The sequence below is a fragment of the Parageobacillus caldoxylosilyticus NBRC 107762 genome (assembly GCF_000632715.1).
Classification (GTDB): Bacteria; Bacillota; Bacilli; order Bacillales; family Anoxybacillaceae; genus Saccharococcus; species Saccharococcus caldoxylosilyticus.
The window spans coordinates 23,745-45,240 of the sequence record NZ_BAWO01000054.1; the positions used below are offsets into that span (position 1 = coordinate 23,745).

Annotated in this window: 17 protein-coding genes and 22 tRNA genes; 5 read left to right on the forward strand and 34 right to left on the reverse strand. The window is 43.7% G+C overall.

Annotated features, from left to right (window positions below):
- Positions 1–21 precede the first annotated feature (21 nt).
- From GCA01S_RS14320 to GCA01S_RS14345, 6 genes are all read right to left on the reverse strand, one after another.
- Positions 22–1,368 carry a hemolysin family protein gene (locus tag GCA01S_RS14320; RefSeq protein ID WP_017436608.1) on the reverse strand — a complete coding sequence of 449 codons (1,347 nt, stop codon included), beginning with the start codon at positions 1,366–1,368 and terminating at the stop codon, positions 22–24.
- Between the two features lie 66 nt (positions 1,369–1,434).
- Positions 1,435–2,121, reverse strand: a complete 687-nt coding sequence (locus tag GCA01S_RS14325; protein WP_026078591.1) for a zinc metallopeptidase — start codon at positions 2,119–2,121, stop codon at positions 1,435–1,437.
- A gap of 240 nt (positions 2,122–2,361) precedes the next feature.
- Positions 2,362–3,189, reverse strand: coding sequence for an aldo/keto reductase (locus GCA01S_RS14330; protein WP_042410905.1), 828 nt, complete (start codon positions 3,187–3,189; stop codon positions 2,362–2,364).
- A 101-nt stretch (positions 3,190–3,290) separates the two neighbouring features.
- Complete coding sequence (wrbA, locus tag GCA01S_RS14335) at positions 3,291–3,905, reverse strand: NAD(P)H:quinone oxidoreductase (protein ID WP_017436605.1); 615 nt, start codon at positions 3,903–3,905, stop codon at positions 3,291–3,293.
- Between the two features lie 304 nt (positions 3,906–4,209).
- A complete protein-coding gene (locus GCA01S_RS14340; RefSeq protein ID WP_042410907.1) occupies positions 4,210–5,475 on the reverse strand; it encodes a dicarboxylate/amino acid:cation symporter in 1,266 nt (421 codons plus the stop codon).
- 152 nt (positions 5,476–5,627) lie between these two features.
- Complete coding sequence (locus tag GCA01S_RS14345; RefSeq protein ID WP_017436602.1) at positions 5,628–6,668, reverse strand: TRAP transporter substrate-binding protein; 1,041 nt, start codon at positions 6,666–6,668, stop codon at positions 5,628–5,630.
- A 114-nt stretch (positions 6,669–6,782) separates the two neighbouring features.
- On the opposite strand from GCA01S_RS14345, the gene GCA01S_RS14350 reads away from it, so the two are divergent.
- Together GCA01S_RS14350 and GCA01S_RS14355 are read left to right on the forward strand one after the other, a co-directional pair.
- Positions 6,783–8,360 (forward strand): ATP-binding protein, encoded by a 1,578-nt coding sequence (locus GCA01S_RS14350; protein ID WP_042410929.1) that lies wholly within the window; start codon positions 6,783–6,785, stop codon positions 8,358–8,360.
- A gap of 12 nt (positions 8,361–8,372) precedes the next feature.
- Positions 8,373–9,053, forward strand: a complete 681-nt coding sequence (locus tag GCA01S_RS14355) for a response regulator (protein WP_042410909.1) — start codon at positions 8,373–8,375, stop codon at positions 9,051–9,053.
- Between the two features lie 20 nt (positions 9,054–9,073).
- Here the strand turns inward: GCA01S_RS14355 and GCA01S_RS14360 are convergent, their stop codons facing one another.
- Positions 9,074–10,051, reverse strand: coding sequence for a LacI family DNA-binding transcriptional regulator (locus GCA01S_RS14360; RefSeq protein WP_042410911.1), 978 nt, complete (start codon positions 10,049–10,051; stop codon positions 9,074–9,076).
- 88 nt (positions 10,052–10,139) lie between these two features.
- On the opposite strand from GCA01S_RS14360, the gene GCA01S_RS20575 reads away from it, so the two are divergent.
- Together GCA01S_RS20575 and GCA01S_RS14365 are read left to right on the forward strand one after the other, a co-directional pair.
- Entirely contained in the window at positions 10,140–10,307 is a 168-nt protein-coding gene (locus GCA01S_RS20575) for a hypothetical protein (RefSeq protein ID WP_169735614.1), read from the forward strand.
- Between the two features lie 178 nt (positions 10,308–10,485).
- Complete coding sequence (locus tag GCA01S_RS14365; RefSeq protein WP_042410913.1) at positions 10,486–11,232, forward strand: hypothetical protein; 747 nt, start codon at positions 10,486–10,488, stop codon at positions 11,230–11,232.
- Positions 11,233–11,347: 115 nt separating this feature from the next.
- On the opposite strand, the gene yhbH is transcribed toward GCA01S_RS14365, so the two are convergent.
- The 5 genes from yhbH to queG all read right to left on the reverse strand — a co-directional run bounded on the left by yhbH (position 11,348) and on the right by queG (position 17,526).
- Positions 11,348–12,505 (reverse strand): sporulation protein YhbH, encoded by a 1,158-nt coding sequence (yhbH, locus tag GCA01S_RS14370; protein ID WP_042410914.1) that lies wholly within the window; start codon positions 12,503–12,505, stop codon positions 11,348–11,350.
- A gap of 242 nt (positions 12,506–12,747) precedes the next feature.
- Positions 12,748–14,643 (reverse strand): PrkA family serine protein kinase, encoded by a 1,896-nt coding sequence (locus GCA01S_RS14375; RefSeq protein ID WP_017436595.1) that lies wholly within the window; start codon positions 14,641–14,643, stop codon positions 12,748–12,750.
- Positions 14,644–14,960: 317 nt separating this feature from the next.
- A complete protein-coding gene (trmL, locus tag GCA01S_RS14380) occupies positions 14,961–15,434 on the reverse strand; it encodes a tRNA (uridine(34)/cytosine(34)/5-carboxymethylaminomethyluridine(34)-2'-O)-methyltransferase TrmL (protein ID WP_017436593.1) in 474 nt (157 codons plus the stop codon).
- Positions 15,435–15,459: 25 nt separating this feature from the next.
- Positions 15,460–16,326 (reverse strand): amidase domain-containing protein, encoded by an 867-nt coding sequence (locus GCA01S_RS14385; RefSeq protein ID WP_017436592.1) that lies wholly within the window; start codon positions 16,324–16,326, stop codon positions 15,460–15,462.
- 57 nt (positions 16,327–16,383) lie between these two features.
- Positions 16,384–17,526, reverse strand: a complete 1,143-nt coding sequence (queG, locus tag GCA01S_RS14390) for a tRNA epoxyqueuosine(34) reductase QueG (RefSeq protein WP_042410915.1) — start codon at positions 17,524–17,526, stop codon at positions 16,384–16,386.
- A 71-nt stretch (positions 17,527–17,597) separates the two neighbouring features.
- On the opposite strand from queG, the gene GCA01S_RS14395 reads away from it, so the two are divergent.
- Positions 17,598–18,263: a B3/B4 domain-containing protein gene (locus GCA01S_RS14395; protein WP_042410917.1), complete on the forward strand. Its 666-nt coding sequence runs from the start codon at positions 17,598–17,600 to the stop codon at positions 18,261–18,263.
- A 275-nt stretch (positions 18,264–18,538) separates the two neighbouring features.
- Here GCA01S_RS14395 and GCA01S_RS14400 read toward each other — a convergent pair.
- The 22 genes from GCA01S_RS14400 to GCA01S_RS14505 form a co-directional block, all read right to left on the reverse strand.
- A tRNA-Glu gene (locus tag GCA01S_RS14400) sits at positions 18,539–18,610 on the reverse strand.
- Between the two features lie 8 nt (positions 18,611–18,618).
- A tRNA-Ser gene (locus GCA01S_RS14405) sits at positions 18,619–18,711 on the reverse strand.
- 3 nt (positions 18,712–18,714) lie between these two features.
- A tRNA-Asn gene (locus GCA01S_RS14410) sits at positions 18,715–18,789 on the reverse strand.
- A gap of 189 nt (positions 18,790–18,978) precedes the next feature.
- Positions 18,979–19,055 (reverse strand) — tRNA-Ile (locus tag GCA01S_RS14415).
- A 4-nt stretch (positions 19,056–19,059) separates the two neighbouring features.
- Positions 19,060–19,130: transfer RNA gene (locus GCA01S_RS14420), tRNA-Gly, on the reverse strand.
- Between the two features lie 6 nt (positions 19,131–19,136).
- Positions 19,137–19,212 (reverse strand) — tRNA-His (locus GCA01S_RS14425).
- Between the two features lie 12 nt (positions 19,213–19,224).
- A tRNA-Thr gene (locus GCA01S_RS14430) sits at positions 19,225–19,300 on the reverse strand.
- A gap of 191 nt (positions 19,301–19,491) precedes the next feature.
- Positions 19,492–19,567, reverse strand: a tRNA-Asp gene (locus tag GCA01S_RS14435).
- 8 nt (positions 19,568–19,575) lie between these two features.
- Positions 19,576–19,649, reverse strand: a tRNA-Met gene (locus GCA01S_RS14440).
- A 30-nt stretch (positions 19,650–19,679) separates the two neighbouring features.
- Positions 19,680–19,772 (reverse strand) — tRNA-Ser (locus GCA01S_RS14445).
- Positions 19,773–19,787: 15 nt separating this feature from the next.
- Positions 19,788–19,864 (reverse strand) — tRNA-Ile (locus GCA01S_RS14450).
- A gap of 7 nt (positions 19,865–19,871) precedes the next feature.
- Positions 19,872–19,945, reverse strand: a tRNA-Met gene (locus GCA01S_RS14455).
- A 26-nt stretch (positions 19,946–19,971) separates the two neighbouring features.
- Positions 19,972–20,047, reverse strand: a tRNA-Ala gene (locus GCA01S_RS14460).
- A gap of 12 nt (positions 20,048–20,059) precedes the next feature.
- Positions 20,060–20,133 (reverse strand) — tRNA-Pro (locus GCA01S_RS14465).
- Positions 20,134–20,136: 3 nt separating this feature from the next.
- Positions 20,137–20,213 (reverse strand) — tRNA-Arg (locus tag GCA01S_RS14470).
- A 3-nt stretch (positions 20,214–20,216) separates the two neighbouring features.
- A tRNA-Leu gene (locus tag GCA01S_RS14475) sits at positions 20,217–20,302 on the reverse strand.
- A 6-nt stretch (positions 20,303–20,308) separates the two neighbouring features.
- Positions 20,309–20,383 (reverse strand) — tRNA-Gly (locus GCA01S_RS14480).
- A 13-nt stretch (positions 20,384–20,396) separates the two neighbouring features.
- Positions 20,397–20,478: transfer RNA gene (locus GCA01S_RS14485), tRNA-Leu, on the reverse strand.
- A gap of 4 nt (positions 20,479–20,482) precedes the next feature.
- Positions 20,483–20,558, reverse strand: a tRNA-Lys gene (locus tag GCA01S_RS14490).
- Between the two features lie 295 nt (positions 20,559–20,853).
- Positions 20,854–20,926, reverse strand: a tRNA-Thr gene (locus GCA01S_RS14495).
- A gap of 155 nt (positions 20,927–21,081) precedes the next feature.
- A tRNA-Phe gene (locus GCA01S_RS14500) sits at positions 21,082–21,157 on the reverse strand.
- A gap of 254 nt (positions 21,158–21,411) precedes the next feature.
- Positions 21,412–21,487, reverse strand: a tRNA-Val gene (locus GCA01S_RS14505).
- Positions 21,488–21,496 lie beyond the last annotated feature (9 nt).

Genomic DNA, 21,496 nt, shown 5'->3' on the forward strand with positions numbered 1-21,496 from the left:
GTCCTGCACCTGACGTCTGCCTTACAAATGCAATTCCTCTTTTTCATTCAATTCCTCATCTGCCGCCTGCTCTTCTTTCTTCTGTTTCACCACTTCTACCGTCTTCACATGGTGTCCATCCATTTCCTTTACGGTAAACAAATAATCATCAATTTCCACGCTGTCGCCTGCTTTAATATCATAATGCTTCGTTAAAATCCAGCCGCCGATCGTATCGACATCATCATCATCAATCGAAAGACCAAACAAATCATTTACCTCGCTGATCAGCACTTTTCCATCAATAATCGTATGCGTTTCATCTATCTTTTGAATCAATGGAATTTCATCCACATCAAATTCGTCTTGAATTTCGCCGACGATTTCTTCTAAAATATCCTCGACCGTGACAAGCCCTGATGTACCACCGTATTCATCGACTAAAATCGCCATATGGATGCGCTCTTTCTGCATTTTGACCAGTAAATCATGAATAGCAATCGATTCGATCACTTGAATAATGGGGCGGATATAGTCTTTCATCTGTTTTTCTTCTGACGGATTTGTCACCAAGTCCGTAAACACTTCTTTAACGTTAATCAGCCCTAACACATGGTCTTTATCGCCATCAATAACCGGGTAGCGCGTATATTTTTCTTCCTTGATGATTTCCAAATTCTCTTTTACGCTTTTGTTGATATCCAAGGCGACTATTTCCTTGCGCGGCACCATAATTTCTTTCGCCACGCGATCGTCAAAGCGAAAAATATTATTGACATAGCGGTACTCCGACTGGTTAATTTCGCCACTTTTATAACTTTCCGATAAAATCAGGCGCAGCTCTTCTTGAGAATGAGCGAGGTCGTGCTCTGATGCGGGTTGCAGCCCAAACAGTTTCGTGACGAAGCGGGATGCGGAGTTTAATGTCCAAATAATTGGATACATCACCTTATAAAAGAAAATGAGCGGCTGCGCCGTGAATAACGCAAGCGACTCCGCTTTATGAATAGCGAACGTTTTCGGAGCCAACTCTCCAAGTACTACTTCAAGAAAAGTAATCAACGAAAATGCGATCACAAAAGATAACACTTGCGCAATCGAATCCGACAAATGGAGACGTTCAAACAGCGGCGTTAATATATGCTCTACAGTTGGTTCACCAAGCCAACCAAGAGCTAATGAAGTAATGGTAATACCTAATTGAGTAGCAGATAAATAACCGTCAAGGTTGGAAATAACCTTTTTGGCAGCAATCGCTCGTTTATTTCCTTCACTCACTAGCTGATCAATGCGCGAGCTGCGAACTTTGACAATCGCAAATTCTGAAGCTACAAAAAAAGCGGTACATGCAATAAGCACTGCCACTAAAAATAAACTGGCTATGTCCAACTGGTTTCCGGGCGCGGGTCATGCGCCCGGATCACACCTCCTACAGATAAGTTTAAGTTTATGCCGTTATTCTTCATTATTATTTTGCGTAAAAATTAACACGTATTTTAACAATTCTAATACGGAAATGAGCGTCGCTGCTACATATGTCAATGCAGCCGCTCCTAACACTTTGTTGACGCCGCGCTTTTCATCCGGATAAATAAGCCCTTCCGCCAGCATAAATTTTTTCGCCCGCGAGCTGGCGTTAAACTCTACCGGCAGCGTAATGACTTGAAAAGCAACGGCAAAGGAGAAGAAAATAATCCCTAAACCAATCAGCGAAAGTTGGTGAAGCAAAAATCCGATCAGCAATAAAAACGGCGCCACTCCTGATGTGAAGTTTACGATTGGAAACATGCGATGACGGAGCACTAGCGCGCCGTATGCTTGCTGATGCTGCACCGCATGTCCGACTTCGTGTGCGGCTACCGATATGGCAGCAATCGACCGGCCATAATATACCGGTTCCGACAAGCGGACCACACGCGAGATCGGATCATAGTGATCCGTTAATCTTCCTGGAATCACTTCGACCGGTACATCATAAAGACCGTTGCGATCTAAAATCATCCGCGCCACTTCCGCGCCTGATAAGCCGGAAGAAGCAGGAACTTGCGACCAAGTATTGAAGTTGCTTGACACTTTCAATTGCGCCCATAGCGCAATGCCAAAGGCGATGATAATAAGAAAATCCATCGGATGGAATAGCAGCATGACAGCTCCCTCCGTTATTTCTGCGCCATATTAAGAAATGTGTATACTAATATTTATTGTACTTTATGGTTATTTCATACGTCAAATCATACAATTTGTCATTACGTGGACGACCATCCTTTTGCCGAAAGAAAGCAATGGTCTTCGTTGGATACAAAAAAGCGAAATCACAAATGCAAACTTTATTTTGGCAAAAAGGGGCCCTTCCCGACGGAAAGGCCCCTTTATTTTATGCCATCAAAAATTGAAATTATCTGGATCTGGCCCAATTCGTTTATTTAAATTAAGCGCATCAATTTTTGCCATTTCTTCCGGCGTTAGTTCAAAATCAAAAATATCGGCGTTTTCTTTAATACGCGCCGGGGTTACGGATTTTGGAATCGTGACGACTTCGTTTTGCAAATCCCAGCGCAGCACGACTTGAGCAGGCGTTTTTCCGTACTTTTTGCCAATTTCAACAATCGTCGGCTCCTGTAAAATTTCCCCTCTCATCAGCGGCGACCATGCTTCAAGCTGAATGTCATGCTGCTTGCAAAATGCATGGAGCTCTTTTTGCGTCAACCGCGGATGATATTCCACTTGGTTGACCATCGGTTTAATTTCGCAATCGGCCATTAAGTCTTCTAAATGATGGATTTGGAAGTTGCTGACGCCGATCGCCCGCACAAGACCGTCTTTATACAGCTTTTCCAACGCCTTATACGTTTCTTTATACTTCCCTTTGACCGGCCAGTGTACTAAATATAAGTCAACATAGTCAAGACCTAACTTTTTCAGGCTTGTTTCGAACGCTTTCAACGTTGTTTCGTATCCTTGATCAGAGTTCCACACTTTTGTTGTAATAAATATTTCTTCACGCGGAATTCCTGATTCACGAACCGCTTTTCCTACCCCTTCTTCGTTTTGATAAAAAGCTGCTGTATCTACATGGCGGTAGCCGATTTCCAACGCAGTACGCACCGCGTTGATTACTTCCTCTCCCTCTTTTACTTTATAGACTCCAAGTCCAAGCCACGGCATTTGCACCCCATTATGTAATGTCACCCGATCTTGTAAATGTTTCATATTTTCTCTCCTTTTCTAAAATTTTTCCACTTTTATTATGTTGGCGCAAAGAGAAAAAAGCAAAGCATATGCATAAAAAAGATGAGGAAAAGCCTCATCTTTTATTGTTGCATTCCGTTTTTCACCCATTGTGCGACTTGAACGGTACGGCGCGCTTGGTGTTTCACGGCTGCCTCTGCATTTTCCACTATTTTTCCATTTTGATCCACCGTTACACTCGTTCCGTACGGATTTCCTCCTGCGGCAAAAATAGATGGATCCGTATATCCAGGCGCTACGACAATGGCACCCCAATGGTACATGGTTGTATATAGTTGCAAAATGGTTTGTTCTTGACCGCCATGTGCGTTTCCTGCAGATGCCATGGCGCTAACCACTTTATTAGCAAGCTTTCCTTGCGCCCATAATCCGCCAGTTGTATCTAAAAATTGCTTTAATTGGGAAGGTATATTGCCAAAGCGAGTCGGCACGCTGAAAATAATGGCATCCGCCCATTCTAAATCCGCTAACGTAGCGGTCGGAACGTCCTTCGTTGCCTCTGCATGCGCTTTCCATGCCGGATTCGATTCAATTGCTTCTTTTGGCGCAAGTTCAGGAACTTTGACTACTTTTACTTCCGCCCCTGCTTCTTTTGCTGCTTCTTCCGCCCATCTTGCTAATTGGTAGTTCGTACCTGTAGAGCTGTAATAAATGATCGCCAATTTTACATTTGCCATGATTCTTCTCTCCTTTGCACAAATTTTTCCATGTTCATTTTGACAGTATTCCCAGAACTCCCCAAATGGTAATTTGTCCGATTTTTTTCTTTCATTCATTACTTCCTTTAAGGCTGCCAAAATATTTAATTCTTAAATCTCGAATTCAAGATTTATTATATAAAACATTGGCTTTCATTGTCAACAAAAAAATGCTTTCCTGCCATTTGGCGGGAAAAACCCCCCCGCCTTCTATTCCCCGCTATGACATGGCAGCGGAGAAAATAATACGCCGGCAGAAAAGCATCTTCCCTACTCGTCTATTTTAGTTCGCAATACTGATATTCGTTTTTTCTACATTTTGCTCTGCAGAAGGATGAAATTCATTTTCCATTTTGGAAACAACAACCGTTGCTACTGCATTACCAATGATGTTCGTAATGGCGCGCGCCTCCGACATAAAACGGTCAACGCCAAGCAACAAAGCGATGCCTTCTACTGGAATCATTGGGAAGGCGGCCAGCGTGGCAGCCAGTGTAATAAATCCTGAACCCGTTACTCCCGCTGCTCCTTTGGAAGTGAGCATTAAAATGCCGAGTAACGTAAGCTCTTGCCAAATGCTTAAATCAATGCCGTAGGCTTGCGCAATAAACATAGCTGCCATCGAAAGGTAAATAGACGTTCCATCCAAGTTAAATGAATATCCCGTCGGCACAACAAGCCCGACAACCGATTTGGAGCATCCATATTTTTCAAGGCGTTCCATCAACTTTGGCAGCGCCGATTCTGAAGAAGAAGTGCCAAGCACAAGCAAAATTTCTTCTTTGATATAAGCAATAAATTTAAAAATATTAAATCCATAAAACTTAGCGATCGCACCTAACACACCAAAAATAAACAATGCCATCGTAATATATACAGAAGCCATTAATTTTCCTAGCGACAATAATGAACCGATTCCAAACGTGCCAATCGTATACGCCATCGCACCAAACGCAGCAATTGGCGATACTTTCATAACCATATTCACAACACCGAAGAAAATGTCCGCCAAACGTTCAAATAATGTAATAACCGGCTTTGCTTTTTCTCCTAACCCTGCCGCAGCAAGTCCGAATAACACGGCAAAGAATAAAATCGGCAGCAATTCGCCTTTCGCAAGCGCCCCAACAACATTATCTGGAATAATGCTAAGTAAAAACTCAATGACACCGTGATTTACTTCTTCTGCCTGTTTCGTATATTGCGACACATCGCCGCCTTTTACGGCATCAGTATTAAACCCTACCCCTGGTTTGACCAAATTAACGACAATAATTCCGATTGCTAAGGCAAATGTAGTAACAATTTCAAAGTAAATAAGCGCTTTTCCTCCGATGCGGCCAACTTTTTTCAAATCCCCCATGTTTCCGATTCCAATCACAACCGTGAAAAAAATAATCGGTGCAATCACCATTTTGATTAACTTAATAAATGCATCAGCAAGCACTTTCAATTTCGAGCCAAATTCAGGAAATAAAAAACCAACGATAATTCCTAATATAATTCCAATAATTACTTGCACGGTTAAGCTTTTAAACTTGCTCCGCATTTCTCCCCTCTCCTTTCGTCGTCCTGATAACGCTTTCAATCACCATGTTACCGCAATGTTCAGAAAATAAAAATATTATGTTAATAATGGTCTTTTTGTTCTTTTTGGTCTTGCAAAGAAAAAACGGCCTTATTTTAAGGCCGCTTTCTGTTTTATCTTTGTTTGATTTCGCGCAGCAGTTTGTCGCCAAACTCTTTTGCAAACTGGTCATACAAAGGCGCAAATTTCTGTTCCCATCGCTTTTTTTCTTCTTCAGATAGTTCATAAATATGAATATTTTCGTTTTGCTTTATTTCTTCTAATTCCTGTTCATTTTGATTTTTCGATTGCTGTAAATTCCACATGGTTGTTTCCTGAATCGCTTCCGTTATTTTTTGCTGGATATCTCTCGGCAAACTCTCCCAAAACGATTTGTTCATCATCACCGCATAGCCAAGATATCCGTGGTTGCTGATCGTTATATATGGCTGAAATTTGTAAAAGCCTTTCGAGTAAATATTAGAAATCGTATTTTCCTGTCCATCAAATTCATGCTTTTCTAAGGAACGATATACATGATCAAACGAAACGACAATCGGTTCGCCGCCCAGCAAGCGAAATTGCTCTTCAATCACTTCGCTTGGCATAATACGAAAGCGCAATCCGCGAAAATCATCAGGGCGGACCAGCAAACGAGTTGTGCTCGTCATTTGTTTAAAACCGTTGCTCCACAAAGCCAATCCCTTAATTCCTTTTGAATCTAACATCGCTAAAAGCTGTTTGCCTACACTTCCTGTAAACGTCCGCTCCACATCGTGGTAGTCTTGAAATAGATAGGGCAAATCTAATACTTGCCATTCAGGAATTAATTCCGTCACTTTGGAAAACGTCGGCGCAATCATTTGCACGTCACCACGCAATAGTGCATCCATTTCCTCGCCATCGGAATATAAAGAACCGTTCGAAAATACTTCTACTTTTACACGGCCATTTGTTTTTTTTTCGACAAGATCGGCAAACTTTTGCGCCGCCAATCCTTTTGGCGTATTTTCCGCTACTACATGGCTAAAATAGATAACAATTTGCTTTTTTAGCCCTTGTTGCTCATCATCATATACCATATTTTCATTGCGAAAATGCTGTTTTAGTAAAAACGCTGCACATCCTAAACAAATAAGCAAAACAAGAGATAACACCCACCATTGCTTTTTCATGTTCCACACCATTTATGAATAAGTTTTTTAATCAAATTTTATCATATTGTCGAAAAATGCTAAAATAATCAACAAAATTATATTATTTTTCATGAAGACGAGGTATTCGTTGTGATGCATCGGCTATCCATTCGCTGGAAAATCACCATCTTAATTTTTTTTATCGTTAGCTTCTCCTTATTGTTAAGCGGAATGTTTGTCATCGGCGACTTTTTTCACACAAAAGAAGAGGAATTGCGGCAGCGGGCATTGTTGACGGCACGGACGGTATCCGAGCTTCCTGAAATCAAATCACATATTGTCGGAACCCAAAAAGAACGATCTTCCATCAACATCATTGTCGAACGTGTTCGCATTATTCATAACGCCGACTATGTTGTTGTTCTTGACATGAATAAAATTCGCCTTTCCCATCCGGTCCCATCCATGATTGGGAGTGTTTCCCGCGGCGCCGATGAAGGTCCGGCCTTTGCGGAACATACTTACACGTCGAAAGCGCGCGGCGAAATTGGCACTGTCATTCGCGCATTCGTTCCAATTATGAACCAAGACCACCAACAAATCGGCGTCGTTATCGCGGCATATCGATTGCCAACTTTTTTCGAAGTGATCGATGCTTTAAAAGAAGAAATTTTGATTGCCATAAGTCTTTCTTTACTCATCGGCGGAATCGGGGCTTGGCTGCTTGCTTCCCATATTAAACGGCAAATGTTTCAGCTTGAGCCTCATGAAATTGCCAAACTGCTTGTCGAACGTACCGAAGCCTTTAACGCGATGCACGAAGGGGTCATTGCGATTGACAGTGATGAAAAAATCACCATTTTTAATAACCGGGCAAAACAGATGCTCGGCGTTAAAGGGGATGTGATCGGCAAACCGATTCGTTCTGTTATTCCTGACACGCACCTGCCGGAAATATTAGAAATTAACCAGCCTATTTATAATAAAGAATTGCAGATAGGAAACTTGACGATTTGGAGCAATCGCATTCCGATTAAAGTCAATGGCAAAATCGTCGGTGCCATCGCTATTTTCCAAGATCGCACAGAGATAAAGAAGCTGGCCGAAGAGCTGACAGGTGTTAAAGCTTTCGTCAGCGCTTTGCGTGTGCAAAATCATGAATATATGAATAAACTTCATACGATCGCCGGATTAATTCAATTAGGGCACCAAGAAAAAGCGCTTGAATACGTCTTTCAAGTGACGGAAGAACAAAAAGGGTTAACCCGTTTTTTAAGCAAACATATTAAAGACGAAAGCATTTCCGGTCTGCTTCTAAGTAAAGTCCGTCGCGGCAAAGAGCTGGGCATTCATGTGATTATCGACCGTCATAGTCGTCTGCATGCTTTTCCGCCTGCATTGGACCATCATGATTTCGTCGTCATTCTTGGAAATTTGATTGAAAACGCTTTTGACTCCTTTCAAGGCATTACGGATCGGGAAAAAGAAATATATGTAAGCATCGAGCAAAATGAGGAAATTTGTTCTCTCTCGGTGGAAGACAACGGCCAAGGCATTGATCCGGAGCATCTCGACCGCATTTTCGAGGAGGGGTTCTCCACCAAAGGCAAAAATGGACGAGGCATCGGTTTGTACTTAGTCAAGCACATTGTGGAAAAAGGAAAAGGGCATATGGATGTAAAGTCGGAAAAAGGAAAAGGAACAATATTTACGATTACTTTTGACATGTAAGGAGGAAGAAGATTGTACCGCGTACTGCTCATTGAAGACGATCCGATGGTACAGGAGGTGAACCGCCAGTTCATCGAACAAGTAGAAGGATTTACAGTAATCGGCGTTGCCGGAAACGGGATCGAAGGAATACAACTGATCCGCGAACTTCATCCCGATTTAGCCATTATCGATATTTATATGCCCGAGCAGGACGGCTTGGAAACATTAAAAGAAATTCGCTCAAAAGGGTATGAAGTCGATGTCATCGCCATCACCGCAGCAAGCGACATCGATACCGTACGCCGTGTACTGCAAAACGGCGCGTTTGATTACATTATGAAACCCTTTAAATTTGAACGCCTCAAACAGGCTCTCGAAAATTACCATGCATTTCGCCAAACGTTAGCCGAAAAAGAAACGCTAACACAAAAAGAACTAGATGCTCTTTTGCAAACGCCGGAACAGCAAACATTGTCGCATGACGGGCTACCAAAAGGATTAAACGAAGTGACATTGCAAAAAATCGTACATTATCTCCGGAAACAGGCAAGCCCCGTTTCCGCCGAAGAAGTTGCCGAAGGGGTCGGCATCGCCCGGGTAACTGCCCGCCGCTATTTAGAATACTTAGAAAAGAAAGGGGAAGTCACTCTCGACGTTCAATACGGCGGAATCGGGCGCCCGGTAAACCGGTACATGATGAAACACATATAAGAAAAACAGCTGCCATGTTCTTATACCGATGAGCGTTCCATGAAACGAACAGGCAGTTTTTCCTTTTTCTTCACGATATTCCCCGTTTCGATGTAATGATAGATAAGACGAAAGGCCTTCGTTCCCATCAGCGCAAGCGGCAGCTCCATCGTCGTAATTTGCAGCGGTTCTGAAATCGGGTGATTATCGAAACTGACAATCGCAAGATCGTCAGGGATCTTCACCCCTTCTTTTCTCCCCCACAACACGATGCCCGCCGCCACTTGATCGCTCGATACAAGCAGCGCGCTCGGCTTTTCGGACAGATCCATCCATTGATGGATCACCCGCTTTCCGTCTTCGACGTATAAACAATGGTCAAAAATCCACTCTTTTCGCGGTTCAACACCAATTTGCCGCAGCGTGTCATAATAGGCCGTTTCCCGCGCTTTGCTATTTGTCCCTGTCGTTCTTCCGATGCAATAACCAATGTGCCGATGCCCTTTCCGAATTAAATAGCGCAACGCCTTAGCAAACGATTCGTAATGGTCAATGTAGACAGATAAAAAATCTTTATCCCCGACATTCTCGCATAACACGATTGGCCCATCTTCCTTGTACTCCTCGATTACATTCCAGCCCGCCACATGCGAACAAATAATAAGCCCGTCGACTTGTTTCATTCGCATCATTTCCAACGCTTCTAATTCCTTTTCCACATCGTAATTCGTTTGAAATAGCAAAAGATGGTACCGGTGGCGAAGCGCCTCTTTTGATATCCCTTCCAATATGGCGCCGAAATATGGGTGATTCACGTAGGGAAGCATGACCCCGATAATCGACGTTTTTCCTTTTGCTAAATGAACTGCATTAATGTTTTTCGTGTAATTTAATTTTTCTACCGCTTCCCATACTGCATTTCTTTTCTCTTCTCGCACGTAAGGATAGCCGTTTAGCACCCTTGACACCGTTGCCACGGAGACCCCTGCTTCTTTGGCGATTTCACGGATATTTGCCATCGTATCACCTTTTTTCAAAAAACTATTGCATTGAAACGCGTTTCATACATTATTGTATCCTCAAACAACATAAAGGAGGAATAAATCGATGATAAGCGGAATATTGTTGATTTTGTTTCTATGTGCGGTTGAATGGATTGGAGCTTATATAGCTTTAGAAGCCAATCCCCAAGCAAAGCGGGAAGATTATCATAAAAACGACCGTTCATGCAACGGTAGAACTTCGCAAAAAACGATTGACAGACGTATGAAATAAAAGAAGTGATGTTGGGAGATCATGACTTTTCAAAAATTATTTCTTGCCACAAACATGTTCTCCCTTTACGCTGCTAATCGTCCAGTAACTATTGTAACAAAAACATTTATCATCGAAACATTTCTCCTTCATGTTTCAACTGATATAATAAAGTGTATAAACTTAAGGAGGAATGGTGATGCAATTAGCTTGGAAGCCATTGATAACTGCCATCATGGTCATCGCTCTGGTTTCAGGGTGCGGAACGAAAGAAACAAACGGAGGAAAACAACCGAATTCTTCTAATAACGACACAAACCAAACGGAAACGACGCAATCGGATCATACAGGGCAATCAGAGGCATCGCAACCTTCGAGCGGCGTCTCAGAAAACGGCACCACTAGCGCAGAAGAAAACAACCAACAAGAAACGCGTCCTTCCGAAATTCAATTACCTTATATGGCCGATGGAAAAGAAGTGAAAGAAACTGCTTCTTTAAAAACAAGCGACAACCAAGGTTTTTCCTTATATGTACTAAAAGGCTGGAATCTTGATGCCGAAGAGCCTCATTCCGATGTGTTGCTGCACGATAACAGCTTCGTCAGAATCCGCCTCCTTCATGTGGAAGGAAACGGAACAGATTATGGGAAACTAGCTGAAGAACACGCACAAGCAGTGTCTTCCGACGCTGTTCGCCAGGACAGCACAAATCTTCCAGAATCATTGAAAGGAGCCGCTTGGTATACCGCACACTCGGAAAACATGACGGTTCATGTCATCGGTACAAGCAGCCCTGTTCCTATGCTGGTGATAATTCAAACGCCAAAAGATAAGGAAGAGCTTGCTCCTATTTTAGCAATGATTGAAACGATACGAAAAACGGATTCGGCAAAGCTGGACAAAGAAGCGGCAGACCCGAATGAATCTGTCAGCTCCTCCAATTAGAATACTTTCTTCATCATCTATCCATTTGAAGAAGAAAATTGGTCCTGTTTCTGCACGCAAACGGGACCTTTTCTTATGTCAGCAAACAAAAAAAAACCCTATTTGAAACAAAGGGTTATACGTATGCCTTATTTTCTTCTTTCCGAAAAAATGTTTTCATCGCATGAAACACATCAGACTTTTGTTTTAAAATGTAATAACGGAACTTTTCATCTTTAATATTTTTGTAAGCGGACATCAGTGTAGAATGGCGATTGTATTGATTGACTTCTCCATATCCAAACATGTTCGACACTTTCATTAGTTCTTGAACAAGCTTTACGCAGCGAGCATTGTCCGATGTCAAGTTATCGCCGTCAGAGAAGTGGAACGGATAAATATTATAGCGCGATGGTGAATATTGCGTTTCAATCAGCTCCAACGCTTTTCGATAGGCAGAGGAACAAATCGTGCCGCCGCTTTCCCCTTTGGTGAAAAATTCATCTTCGGAAACTACTTTTGCCTCCGTATGATGAGCAATAAAGGCGATTTCCACCGTTTCATATTTTGTACGTAAAAAACGTGTCATCCAAAAGAAGAAGCTGCGAGCCATATATTTTTCCCATAATCCCATAGAACCGCTCGTATCCATCATGGCCAGTACCACGGCTTTTGACTCTGGCTTGACTACTTCATTCCACGTTCTAAATCTTAAATCTTCGCGATAAATCGGATAAAAACTTGGATTTCCATTCATCGCATTTCTCTTAAATGCGGCGAGCATCGTTCGTTTTTTGTCAATATTCCCCGTTAAACCAGTACGGCGAATATCATTAAATTCGATATGTTGCACAACATTTTGGTCTGCTTCTTTTCTTTGTAAATTCGGCAGCTCCAATTGGCTGAATAGTGCTTCTTCCAATTCCATCAACGATACTTCTGCTTCATAATAGTCTTGGCCAGGCAAGTCACCGGCTCCTTGCCCTTTTCCAGGTCCCTGTCCCTCCCCAGCTCCTTCTCTTGCCACCACATCGCCAACTTGGCTGTCTCCATCCCCTTGGCCGACATGTTTATTTTTCTCATAGTTATAACGAATTTTATATTCATCTAAAGAACGGATCGGAATTTTAATCACATCGCGTCCGTTTGACATAATAATGCTTTCTTCGGTAATTAAATCCGGCAAATTATTTTTAATCGCTTCCTTTACTTTTTCCTGGTGACGTTTTTGGTCGTCATGTCCTTTCCGATGGAGGGACCAGTCTTCTTTCGATATAACAAAGTTTCCTTTCATTTTTCCCCTCCTCATCTAAAATAATTTTCACACTTTTTTCTTTTCAGCATATACTTATGTTGGCGTCAAAAAACATATTTATATAAATGACAGTTTGTTTACTCTATCCTATGCAAAAAATCAAAATAATTGACAAATTATTACGAGAGTTACAAACTCAATTTTAAGTGGACAAGCCTGATTTCTTCTGCGTTTGTGCCCAAATGAGGAGTAAAAAAGCATGCCTAACGGCTTTAGGCATGCTAGCGGTTTAATAGGCTGCCGACATAGCGGAGCAGTTCATTGGCAGACGTGGAATTATAACCGTATTCGTCAATCAAGCGTGCCACAACCTCATTAATTTTCTTTAACTGCTGCTCATCCGGAGTTTTGGTGGAAGTGGTGATTTTTACAATGTCTTTTAAATCAGCAAATAATTTCTTCTGAATCGCCTCCCGCAGCCGCTCATGTGAATTGTAATCAAATTTTTGTCCTTTCCGTGCATAGGCGGAAATACGAATCAAAATTTCTTCTCGGAATGCCTTTTTTGCATTTTCCGAAATGCCGATTTGCTCTTCAATGGAACGCATCAGCTTTTCATCTGGATTCATTTCCTCGCCTGTCAGTGGGTCGCGCAGCTTCGTTTTATTGCAATATGCCTCTACGTTATCCAAGTAATTGTCCATCAATGTTTTCGCTGATTCTTCATACGAATAGACGAATGCTTTTTGCACTTCTTGCTTCGCGATTTCGTCATATTCCTTTCGCGCAAGGGAAATAAAGTTCAAATACCGCTCTTTATCTTCTTTGGAAATAGATGGATGCTGATCAAGCCCTTCTTTTAACGAACGCAGTACATCGAGCGCATTAATCGATGGAACTTCCTTGCGAATAATGCACGCGGAAATCCGGTTAATAACGTAGCGTGGGTCGATGCCGCTCATTCCTTCATCCGGGTGTTCCTTTTTCAACTCCTCGACATCGACCTCATTAAAGCCTTCGATCATTTCCCCGTCATACAGGCGCATTTTCTTGATAAGATCCACATCTGGCCGTTTCGATTCTTTTAATCTTGTCAAAATCGTAAACATAGCGGCAATTCGCAGCGTATGCGGGGCAATATGCACATCGGCGACATCGCTTTCGCGAATCATTTTTTCATAAATGCGTTCTTCTTCCGAAACGCGCAAGTTATACGGAATCGGCATGACAATAATCCGCGAATGAAGCGCTTCATTCTTTTTATTGGCGATAAACGAGCGGTATTCCGTTTCGTTCGTATGGGCGACAATTAATTCGTCAGCGCTTATTAACGCAAACCGTCCTGCTTTGAAATTGCCTTCCTGCGTTAAAGAAAGCAAGTGCCAGAGAAACTTTTCATCACATTTTAGCATTTCTTGGAATTCCATAATTCCGCGATTCGCTTTATTTAGCTCTCCGTCAAATCGGTAAGCCCTTGGATCTGATTCTGAACCGTATTCAGCAATGGTGGAAAAATCGATGCTTCCTGTAAGATCCGCAATATCCTGCGATTTCGGATCCGACGGGCTGAACGTCCCAATGCCGACGCGTTTATTTTCCGAGAAGAAAATTCTCTCCACCATTACATCTTCAATGCGCCCGCCATATTCTTTTTCCAATCGCATCATGTTCAGCGGCGAAAGTTCTCCTTCAATGCGGATGCCATATTCCTTATAAAAATCGTCACGTAAATGATGGGGAATTAAATGAAGCGGATCCTCATGCATCGGGCAGCCTTTAATCGCATACACGGCGCCCCGTTCTGTCTTCGAATATTCTTCTAGCCCCCGTTTTAGCAATGTAACAAGCGTTGATTTTCCGCCGCCAACAGGTCCCATTAACAACAAAATCCGTTTGCGTACATCGAGACGTTTTGCCGCTGGGTGGAAATATTCTTCCACCAGGCGTTCAAGCGCTTCTTCTAATCCAAACAAGTGATCACTAAAAAACTTATACCGTTTTCTTCCGTTTACCTCCTCTACTCCTGCATCTTTAATCATATTATAAACACGTGAATGTGCGGACTGAGCAACCCACGGTTTTTCTTTCAAAATCTCTAAATACTCCGCAAACGTTCCTTCCCATCTTAACCGTTCTTCTTCTTCACGATATTGTGCAATTTTCTTTAAAATATCCATAAAGGACCTCCTTATCCTTGATGTCTAACAGCAAGATTATTACAATGTATGCAAGGATGTCCTGTATCATTCGTTGCAAAAAAAATTTTGTCTCATTGTTCCAACCGCTCCTCCATTCACAAGGCTTGTCATATTCGCTATAATGAAGGAGACAGAGCCATCATTTCGTAAAGGAGGAATCGCGATGCGTACATTGCTTGTATTAGGCGTGATCATCGCTTTTTTAAGCGCGATCTTTACAGCTGGTTATGAAGATAAACCGGGCGTGAAAAATTAATGCCAAAAAAACGACCTCCTTTTCAGAAGGTCGTTTTTTATTAAGATAAACCATTAAATTTTTGCTGGCGCAGCGCTTCATACACCAAAATCGCCGCCGTATTCGATAAATTTAAGGAGCGGACTTTGTCGTTCATTGGGATGCGCAGGCAACGGTCCATATTTGCCTCGAGCAAATCTTTCGGCAATCCCGTTGTTTCCCGGCCAAACACAAAAAAAAGGTCTTTTTCGGTATCGCTAAAATCAAAGGAATCATAATATTTTTTGCCAAACTTCGTGATAAAGTAAAACTCTCCGTGCGGGTACTGCTCAAATAACTCGTCTAGCGAGTCATAATAAGAAATATTGACATACGGCCAGTAGTCCAGCCCCGCGCGCTTTAACATTTTATCATCTGTAGAAAAGCCAAGTGGACGAATCAAATGGAGCGCCGTATCGGTCGCCGCGCAAGTGCGGGCGATGTTTCCTGTATTTGCTGGAATTTCTGGTTGGTACAATACGACATGTAATGGCATAATTGCTTCACCCCAAACGATAGCATTATTTTCGGTCGATAATATGAAAAAACTTATAACGGATATTCGGCGTGTACGCACTAGAATCTTCGTACGACCAGTAACGCATGCGGCTGTTGGTAGTATGCGCGTTTACGAGCGGCATCCCATCTTTATCCTTCGCCACGACGATCGTCGAATGGTCAAAACGGCCGTTCCCTTGAAAATCATAACAAATAACATCCCCAGCCATCAATTGTTCTGGCGATGATACTTCCACAGTCTGCAATCCAACGCGCGATCCGCTTAAATACCAGCGGAACGAATGTGCCACCGCCCAGCTATAGCTCCAACTGTTGTTTTTGCACCACCATCCTTTAGCGCGGTTCGGATATCCGGTCATCGGCGCTCCGCCGGCATATAAACATTGTGATACAAAATTAGTGCAATCGACATCAAACTTCGGAAACGCCGGATTATAGCTGTTCCACCATATTTCCGCATAACGCACCGCCTTTGCCCGATTATATTCATAGGAAATTCGCTCATCGACTGGCATCTCGCGTTCTAAACGCGGGGAATCCATTTCCCCATCCGTTTTGCTTACCTTTTCATCTTTTACTAACTCTCCATCCAAAAAATACGCCTGTCTTTCCTCTATTTGCTCCTCGACGTACATCTCACGGCCATGCTTGATCAAAAACTGATAATGAGCGCAATAAGAAAGCCTTGCTTCGTTTTCCATTACATGCTTGCCTACAACTTGGCAATGGATCGTGCAACGAACTATTTCCGCCCCGCGTTTTTCGCACAGCCGCCTTTTTCTCTCTACCGCTTCCTCCATCATATCGTCCCTGGTAGAAACAAATAGTTGCGCCTGCGTTTTCAGCAAATGTTGCAGTTGCTTTTTCACGTCGCTCCCCACTTTCTTTTTTGTTACTACCTTATGTGGCAAAGAGCGAAACTTTCCCTATTCTTTCGATGCTTGCAACAATTGCAGGCCTTTTTCTATTTCAGCAAGAACTTCCGGGTCTTTTTCTGTTTGGCTCGCTTTTTGTAAATCCGTAATTACACTTGTATCACCGATTTTTCCGAGCGCCCATGCCGCTGTACCGCGAATGACTGGACGTCTGTCTTCTTTTAATAACTTTAACAAATGAGGGATCGCTGTTTTATCCTTATAGTGTGCCAAAGCTAAAATGGCGTTGCGCTGAATCGGTTTTTTCCCGCGCCACGATCCCGCCACCGGGCCGAATTTCTCTTTAAATTCGCGGTTGCTGATATGCAAAAGCGGAATCAGCTTTGGCTTTGCCACTTCCGGATCTGGTTCCATCTCTGGGTGTAAGTGAAAATCTTTCCCCTTATTTTCTGGACAAACCATTTGGCACGTATCACAGCCATATAAGCGGTTTCCGATTTTATCGCGAAACTCATCGGCTAAAAAGCCTTTCGTTTGTGTCAACAATGAGATACATCGCTGCGCATTTAACTGTCCACCTTGCACAAGCGCTCCTGTTGGGCAGGCATCAATACACTTCGTGCACGTACCACAGCGGCTCTCAATCGGTTCATCGGGAGGAAATGGAATATTGGTAATCATCTCTCCTAAATAAACAAAAGAGCCAAACTCAGGAGTAATAATGGAGCAGTTTTTACCACTCCAGCCGATTCCTGCGCGCTCGGCAACAGCACGGTCCGCCAGCTCCCCAGTATCTACCATCGATTTGACACGGGCTTGCGGCACTTTTTCCAAAATAAACGCTTCTAATTTCTCCAGGCGCTCGCGCAAAATATCGTGATAGTCCTTGCCCCATGACGCTCGGCAGAAAATCCCTCTTCGTTCCGTTTTCGTACCGCGGGGAGCGTTTCTCATTTTCGACGGGTATGCTAAAGCAATCGCAATGATCGATTTTGCTTCCGGCAAAAGCAGGGAAGGGGTTGTTCTCTTTTCAATATCCGGTTCTTCAAACCCCGATTGATATCCTAACTCCTGCTGCCGACGTAATCGCTCCTTTAGCTCCACAAACGGATCCGCGCTGGCAAAGCCAATTTTATCAATTCCGATTGTTTTGCTATATTCAATAATTTCCTGTTTAAGTGCCATCACATCCATCGCAATCCCTCCTTTCCTCAAATTTCGCAATATATGTTACAATGAAAGAAAAAATCCGAGGTGAGAAATACATGGAAGCGATTGTTGCCGACGCTCTTAAACAAATGATCCCTTCATTTAAATTAGGAATTATCCTTTATCATCATATCGTTGTCGACGATTCTCCGCAAATGCTAAAAGGAAGACTCCAATTATTTCAAGAATCGATTTACTTTGACCTTCAGGAAACTGCCATTGCCGATATTCCTGAACTGGCAGAATGGCGCAAAATCTTTAAAACCATAGGAACAGATCCAAGCAGATACCGCCCTTCCTCTGAGAGTTTGTACCGGCGGATTCAGAAGAAAAGTTTTATCTCAACGATTCATTCCGCAGCTGACGTCAATAATTTCTTTTCACTGTATTATAAAATTCCAATCGGTATTTATGATCTCGATAAACTGGAGGAACCGATTACGATTGATATCGGAACCGAACAAGACGAATATATGGCAATCAACGGGCGTACCGTTAATTTTGCCCAAAAGCTTGTGTCGAAAGATATGCATGGACCTTTCGGCAGTCCAATTGTCGATTCCAAGCGAACTGCTGTCACCAAAGAAACCAAAAACGCCATACAAATTGTCTATTTACTGCCTTCCATGCAACGAGAACAGTGTGAAAAAATATTGGAATCAATGAAAAACATGTTTTTCCAAATTCATGGAGGAGAGGCAGCGTTTCAATTATTAACATAAAAAATAAAAACGCAATGCCTCGTTCTTCCTAGAAACGAAACACTGCGTTGTCCCCATAACCGTTATTGACAATGAAGCGAGTAATGATAATAAATCCCATTGCGTACAGCTTATACTTTTTTTCTTGCCAAATGGAACTAACAGTATTAATTATAGCAGACAATATATGATATTGCAACGATAAAACGCAAAATTCGACAAATTTCGTTTTTCTCTGTTATCAATATTTTTTGTGCATAAAAGAAGAAAAGCACCAGTTATTCCGGTGCTTTTGATGACCCGTACGGGATTCGAACCCGTGTTACCGCCGTGAAAGGGCGGTGTCTTAACCACTTGACCAACGGGCCATATTCAATGGCGGAGAAGGCGGGATTTGAACCCGCGCGCCGCAAAACTGCGACCTAACGGTTTAGCAAACCGTCCCCTTCAGCCACTTGGGTACTTCTCCGTATGGCTCCGCAAGTAGGATTCGAACCTACGACCTACCGGTTAACAGCCGGTTGCTCTACCGCTGAGCTATTGCGGAACAATAAAACCTAATAAAAAGCCGTCTTTCGGTATGCTTACTGCCTCTTCCTCTATCAGCCGTCTCAGGAAGCTAGATGCGTTGAAGCAATTTGAAATGGATTTATTGATGTATTCCTCGTCGAGAAACAATTGCAAGATAAAGTCAGTCTAATTATAGTTTAACTCATGATAAGATAAAATGCAATAATGGTGGGCCTAAGTGGACTTGAACCACCGACCTCACGCTTATCAGGCGTGCGCTCTAACCAGCTGAGCTATAGGCCCGAGAAGCGGGTGATGGGAATCGAACCCACGACATCAGCTTGGAAGGCTGAGGTTTTACCACTAAACTACACCCGCATAGCATGGGGCGACTAGTGGGAATCGAACCCACGCATGCCAGAGCCACAATCTGGTGCGTTAACCACTTCGCCATAGTCGCCACAATCTAGTCTGGTGCCGGCTGCAGGACTTGAACCCGCAACCTACTGATTACAAGTCAGTTGCTCTACCAATTGAGCTAAGCCGGCACGAGAAGTATGACATACATGATTAGTTTTTGTGTCCCTTCCTCTTCTAGCCCATTCAATGATGTTGGATGCGTCGGGACAACTCGAAGCAAATTCACAGAAGCTTAGGCTCGTCTCTACCAATTGAGCTAAACCACCGACATAGGGAATTTGTCTATACTTCAATTATTTCGTTGCTTAATTTTTAGGAATGGCGGTCCCGACGGGACTCGAACCCGCGATCTCCTGCGTGACAGGCAGGCATGTTAACCACTACACTACGGGACCTATACAGATTGCGGGGGCAGGATTTGAACCTGCGACCTTCGGGTTATGAGCCCGACGAGCTACCGGACTGCTCCACCCCGCGACGATAAAAAGGAATAATTGACAAACTCTATGGCGGAGGAGGAGGGATTCGAACCCCCGCGCGCCTTGCGGCGCCTCTCGGTTTTCAAGACCGACCCCTTCAGCCAGACTTGGGTACTCCTCCAGCAAATTGAAAATATGGTGGACCTTGTAGGACTCGAACCTACGACCGGACGGTTATGAGCCGTCTGCTCTAACCAGCTGAGCTAAAGGTCCATTACAATGGCGGCGGAGGGGATCGAACCCCCGACCTCACGGGTATGAACCGTACGCTCTAGCCAGCTGAGCTACGCCGCCATGAATTACAAATCATTTAAACCAGATGGTGGAGCCTATCGGGATCGAACCGATGACCTCCTGCGTGCAAAGCAGGCGCTCTCCCAGCTGAGCTAAGGCCCCATATGACCAAAATCGGGAAGACAGGATTCGAACCTGCGACCCCATGGTCCCAAACCATGTGCTCTACCAAGCTGAGCTACTTCCCGCTATGGCGCGCTCGAGAGGATTCGAACCCCTAACCTTCTGATCCGTAGTCAGATGCTCTATCCAATTGAGCTACGAGCGCACGTGCCGAGGGCCGGACTCGAACCGGCACGGTAGTTACCTACCCCAGGATTTTAAGTCCTGTGCGTCTGCCAATTCCGCCACCCCGGCGAATGGTGGAGCGGAAGACGGGGTTCGAACCCGCGACCCCCACCTTGGCAAGGTGGTGTTCTACCACTGAACTACTTCCGCGTACACTTATGCATGCGGGTGGAGGGACTTGAACCCCCACGCCGTGAGGCGCCAGATCCTAAGTCTGGTGCGTCTGCCAATTCCGCCACACCCGCAAGGTGGTGAGCCATGGAGGACTCGAACCTCCGACCCTCTGATTAAAAGTCAGATGCTCTACCTACTGAGCTAATGGCTCGTGCGATGAATCAAAACACTCCGTATTTTCGTTGTCCCTTCCTCTTCTAGCTTATTCAATGATGCTGGATGCGTCGGGACAACTCGGAGCTTATTCGACGAAGTCTAAGCTCGTTGCTCCCCTACTGAGCTAATGGCTCGTGCGATGAATCAAAACACTCCGTATTTTCGTTGTCCCTTCCTCTTCTAGCTTATTCAATGATGTTAGATGCGTCGAGGCAACTTTGGAGCGAATTCATGGATGTTTAGCTCGTCGCTTCCCTGCTGAGTTAATGGGTCGCGCATTGTTGTAGCAGTGCCGGCTGCAGGACTTGAACCCGCAACCTACTGATTACAAGTCAGTTGCTCTACCAATTGAGCTAAGCCGGCACGAGAAGTATGACATACATGCTTAGTTTTTGTGTCCCTTCCTCTTCTAGCTCATTCAATGATGTTGGATGCGTCGGGACAACTCGAAGCAAATTCACAGAAGCTTAGGCTCGTCTCTACCAATTGAGCTAAGCCGGCACATGAGAAGAAGTAGGTGGTGGCTCGGGACGGAATCGAACCGCCGACACAAGGATTTTCAGTCCTTTGCTCTACCGACTGAGCTACCGAGCCCTAATTTTACAATTTCAACATATAAATAGGAATTCTTCTGCCTCTTCCTCTACCAGCAACTTCGGAGATGCTGGATGCGTCGAGGCAACTCGGAGCGAATCCATCGATGCTTATGCTTGTCTCTACCGACTGAGCTACCGAGCCGAATCAGTCATATAAACAAATTTATGTAAACCTTGCTGTATTTCCCATGACAGATGATTCATGGATATTCAATATGTCGAGGCATCGCTTGGTGTTTCTATATACAACCGTGGTGGAGGATGACGGGATCGAACCGCCGACCCCTTGCTTGTAAGGCAAGTGCTCTCCCAGCTGAGCTAATCCTCCCTTATAAAC

Coding starts and splice junctions, on each gene's coding strand:
- GCA01S_RS14375 (WP_017436595.1), bottom strand. CDS start 14,643: ATGGATATTTTAAAGAAAATTGCACAATATCGTGAAGAAGAAGAACGG.
- GCA01S_RS14360 (WP_042410911.1), bottom strand. CDS start 10,051: ATGGCAAATATCCGTGAAATCGCCAAAGAAGCAGGGGTCTCCGTGGCA.
- GCA01S_RS14365 (WP_042410913.1), top strand. CDS start 10,486: ATGCAATTAGCTTGGAAGCCATTGATAACTGCCATCATGGTCATCGCT.
- GCA01S_RS14350 (WP_042410929.1), top strand. CDS start 6,783: ATGCATCGGCTATCCATTCGCTGGAAAATCACCATCTTAATTTTTTTT.
- queG (WP_042410915.1), bottom strand. CDS start 17,526: ATGGATGTGATGGCACTTAAACAGGAAATTATTGAATATAGCAAAACA.
- yhbH (WP_042410914.1), bottom strand. CDS start 12,505: ATGAAAGGAAACTTTGTTATATCGAAAGAAGACTGGTCCCTCCATCGG.
- trmL (WP_017436593.1), bottom strand. CDS start 15,434: ATGCCATTACATGTCGTATTGTACCAACCAGAAATTCCAGCAAATACA.
- GCA01S_RS14395 (WP_042410917.1), top strand. CDS start 17,598: ATGGAAGCGATTGTTGCCGACGCTCTTAAACAAATGATCCCTTCATTT.
- GCA01S_RS20575 (WP_169735614.1), top strand. CDS start 10,140: ATGATAAGCGGAATATTGTTGATTTTGTTTCTATGTGCGGTTGAATGG.
- GCA01S_RS14330 (WP_042410905.1), bottom strand. CDS start 3,189: ATGAAACATTTACAAGATCGGGTGACATTACATAATGGGGTGCAAATG.
- wrbA (WP_017436605.1), bottom strand. CDS start 3,905: ATGGCAAATGTAAAATTGGCGATCATTTATTACAGCTCTACAGGTACG.
- GCA01S_RS14340 (WP_042410907.1), bottom strand. CDS start 5,475: ATGCGGAGCAAGTTTAAAAGCTTAACCGTGCAAGTAATTATTGGAATT.
- GCA01S_RS14345 (WP_017436602.1), bottom strand. CDS start 6,668: ATGAAAAAGCAATGGTGGGTGTTATCTCTTGTTTTGCTTATTTGTTTA.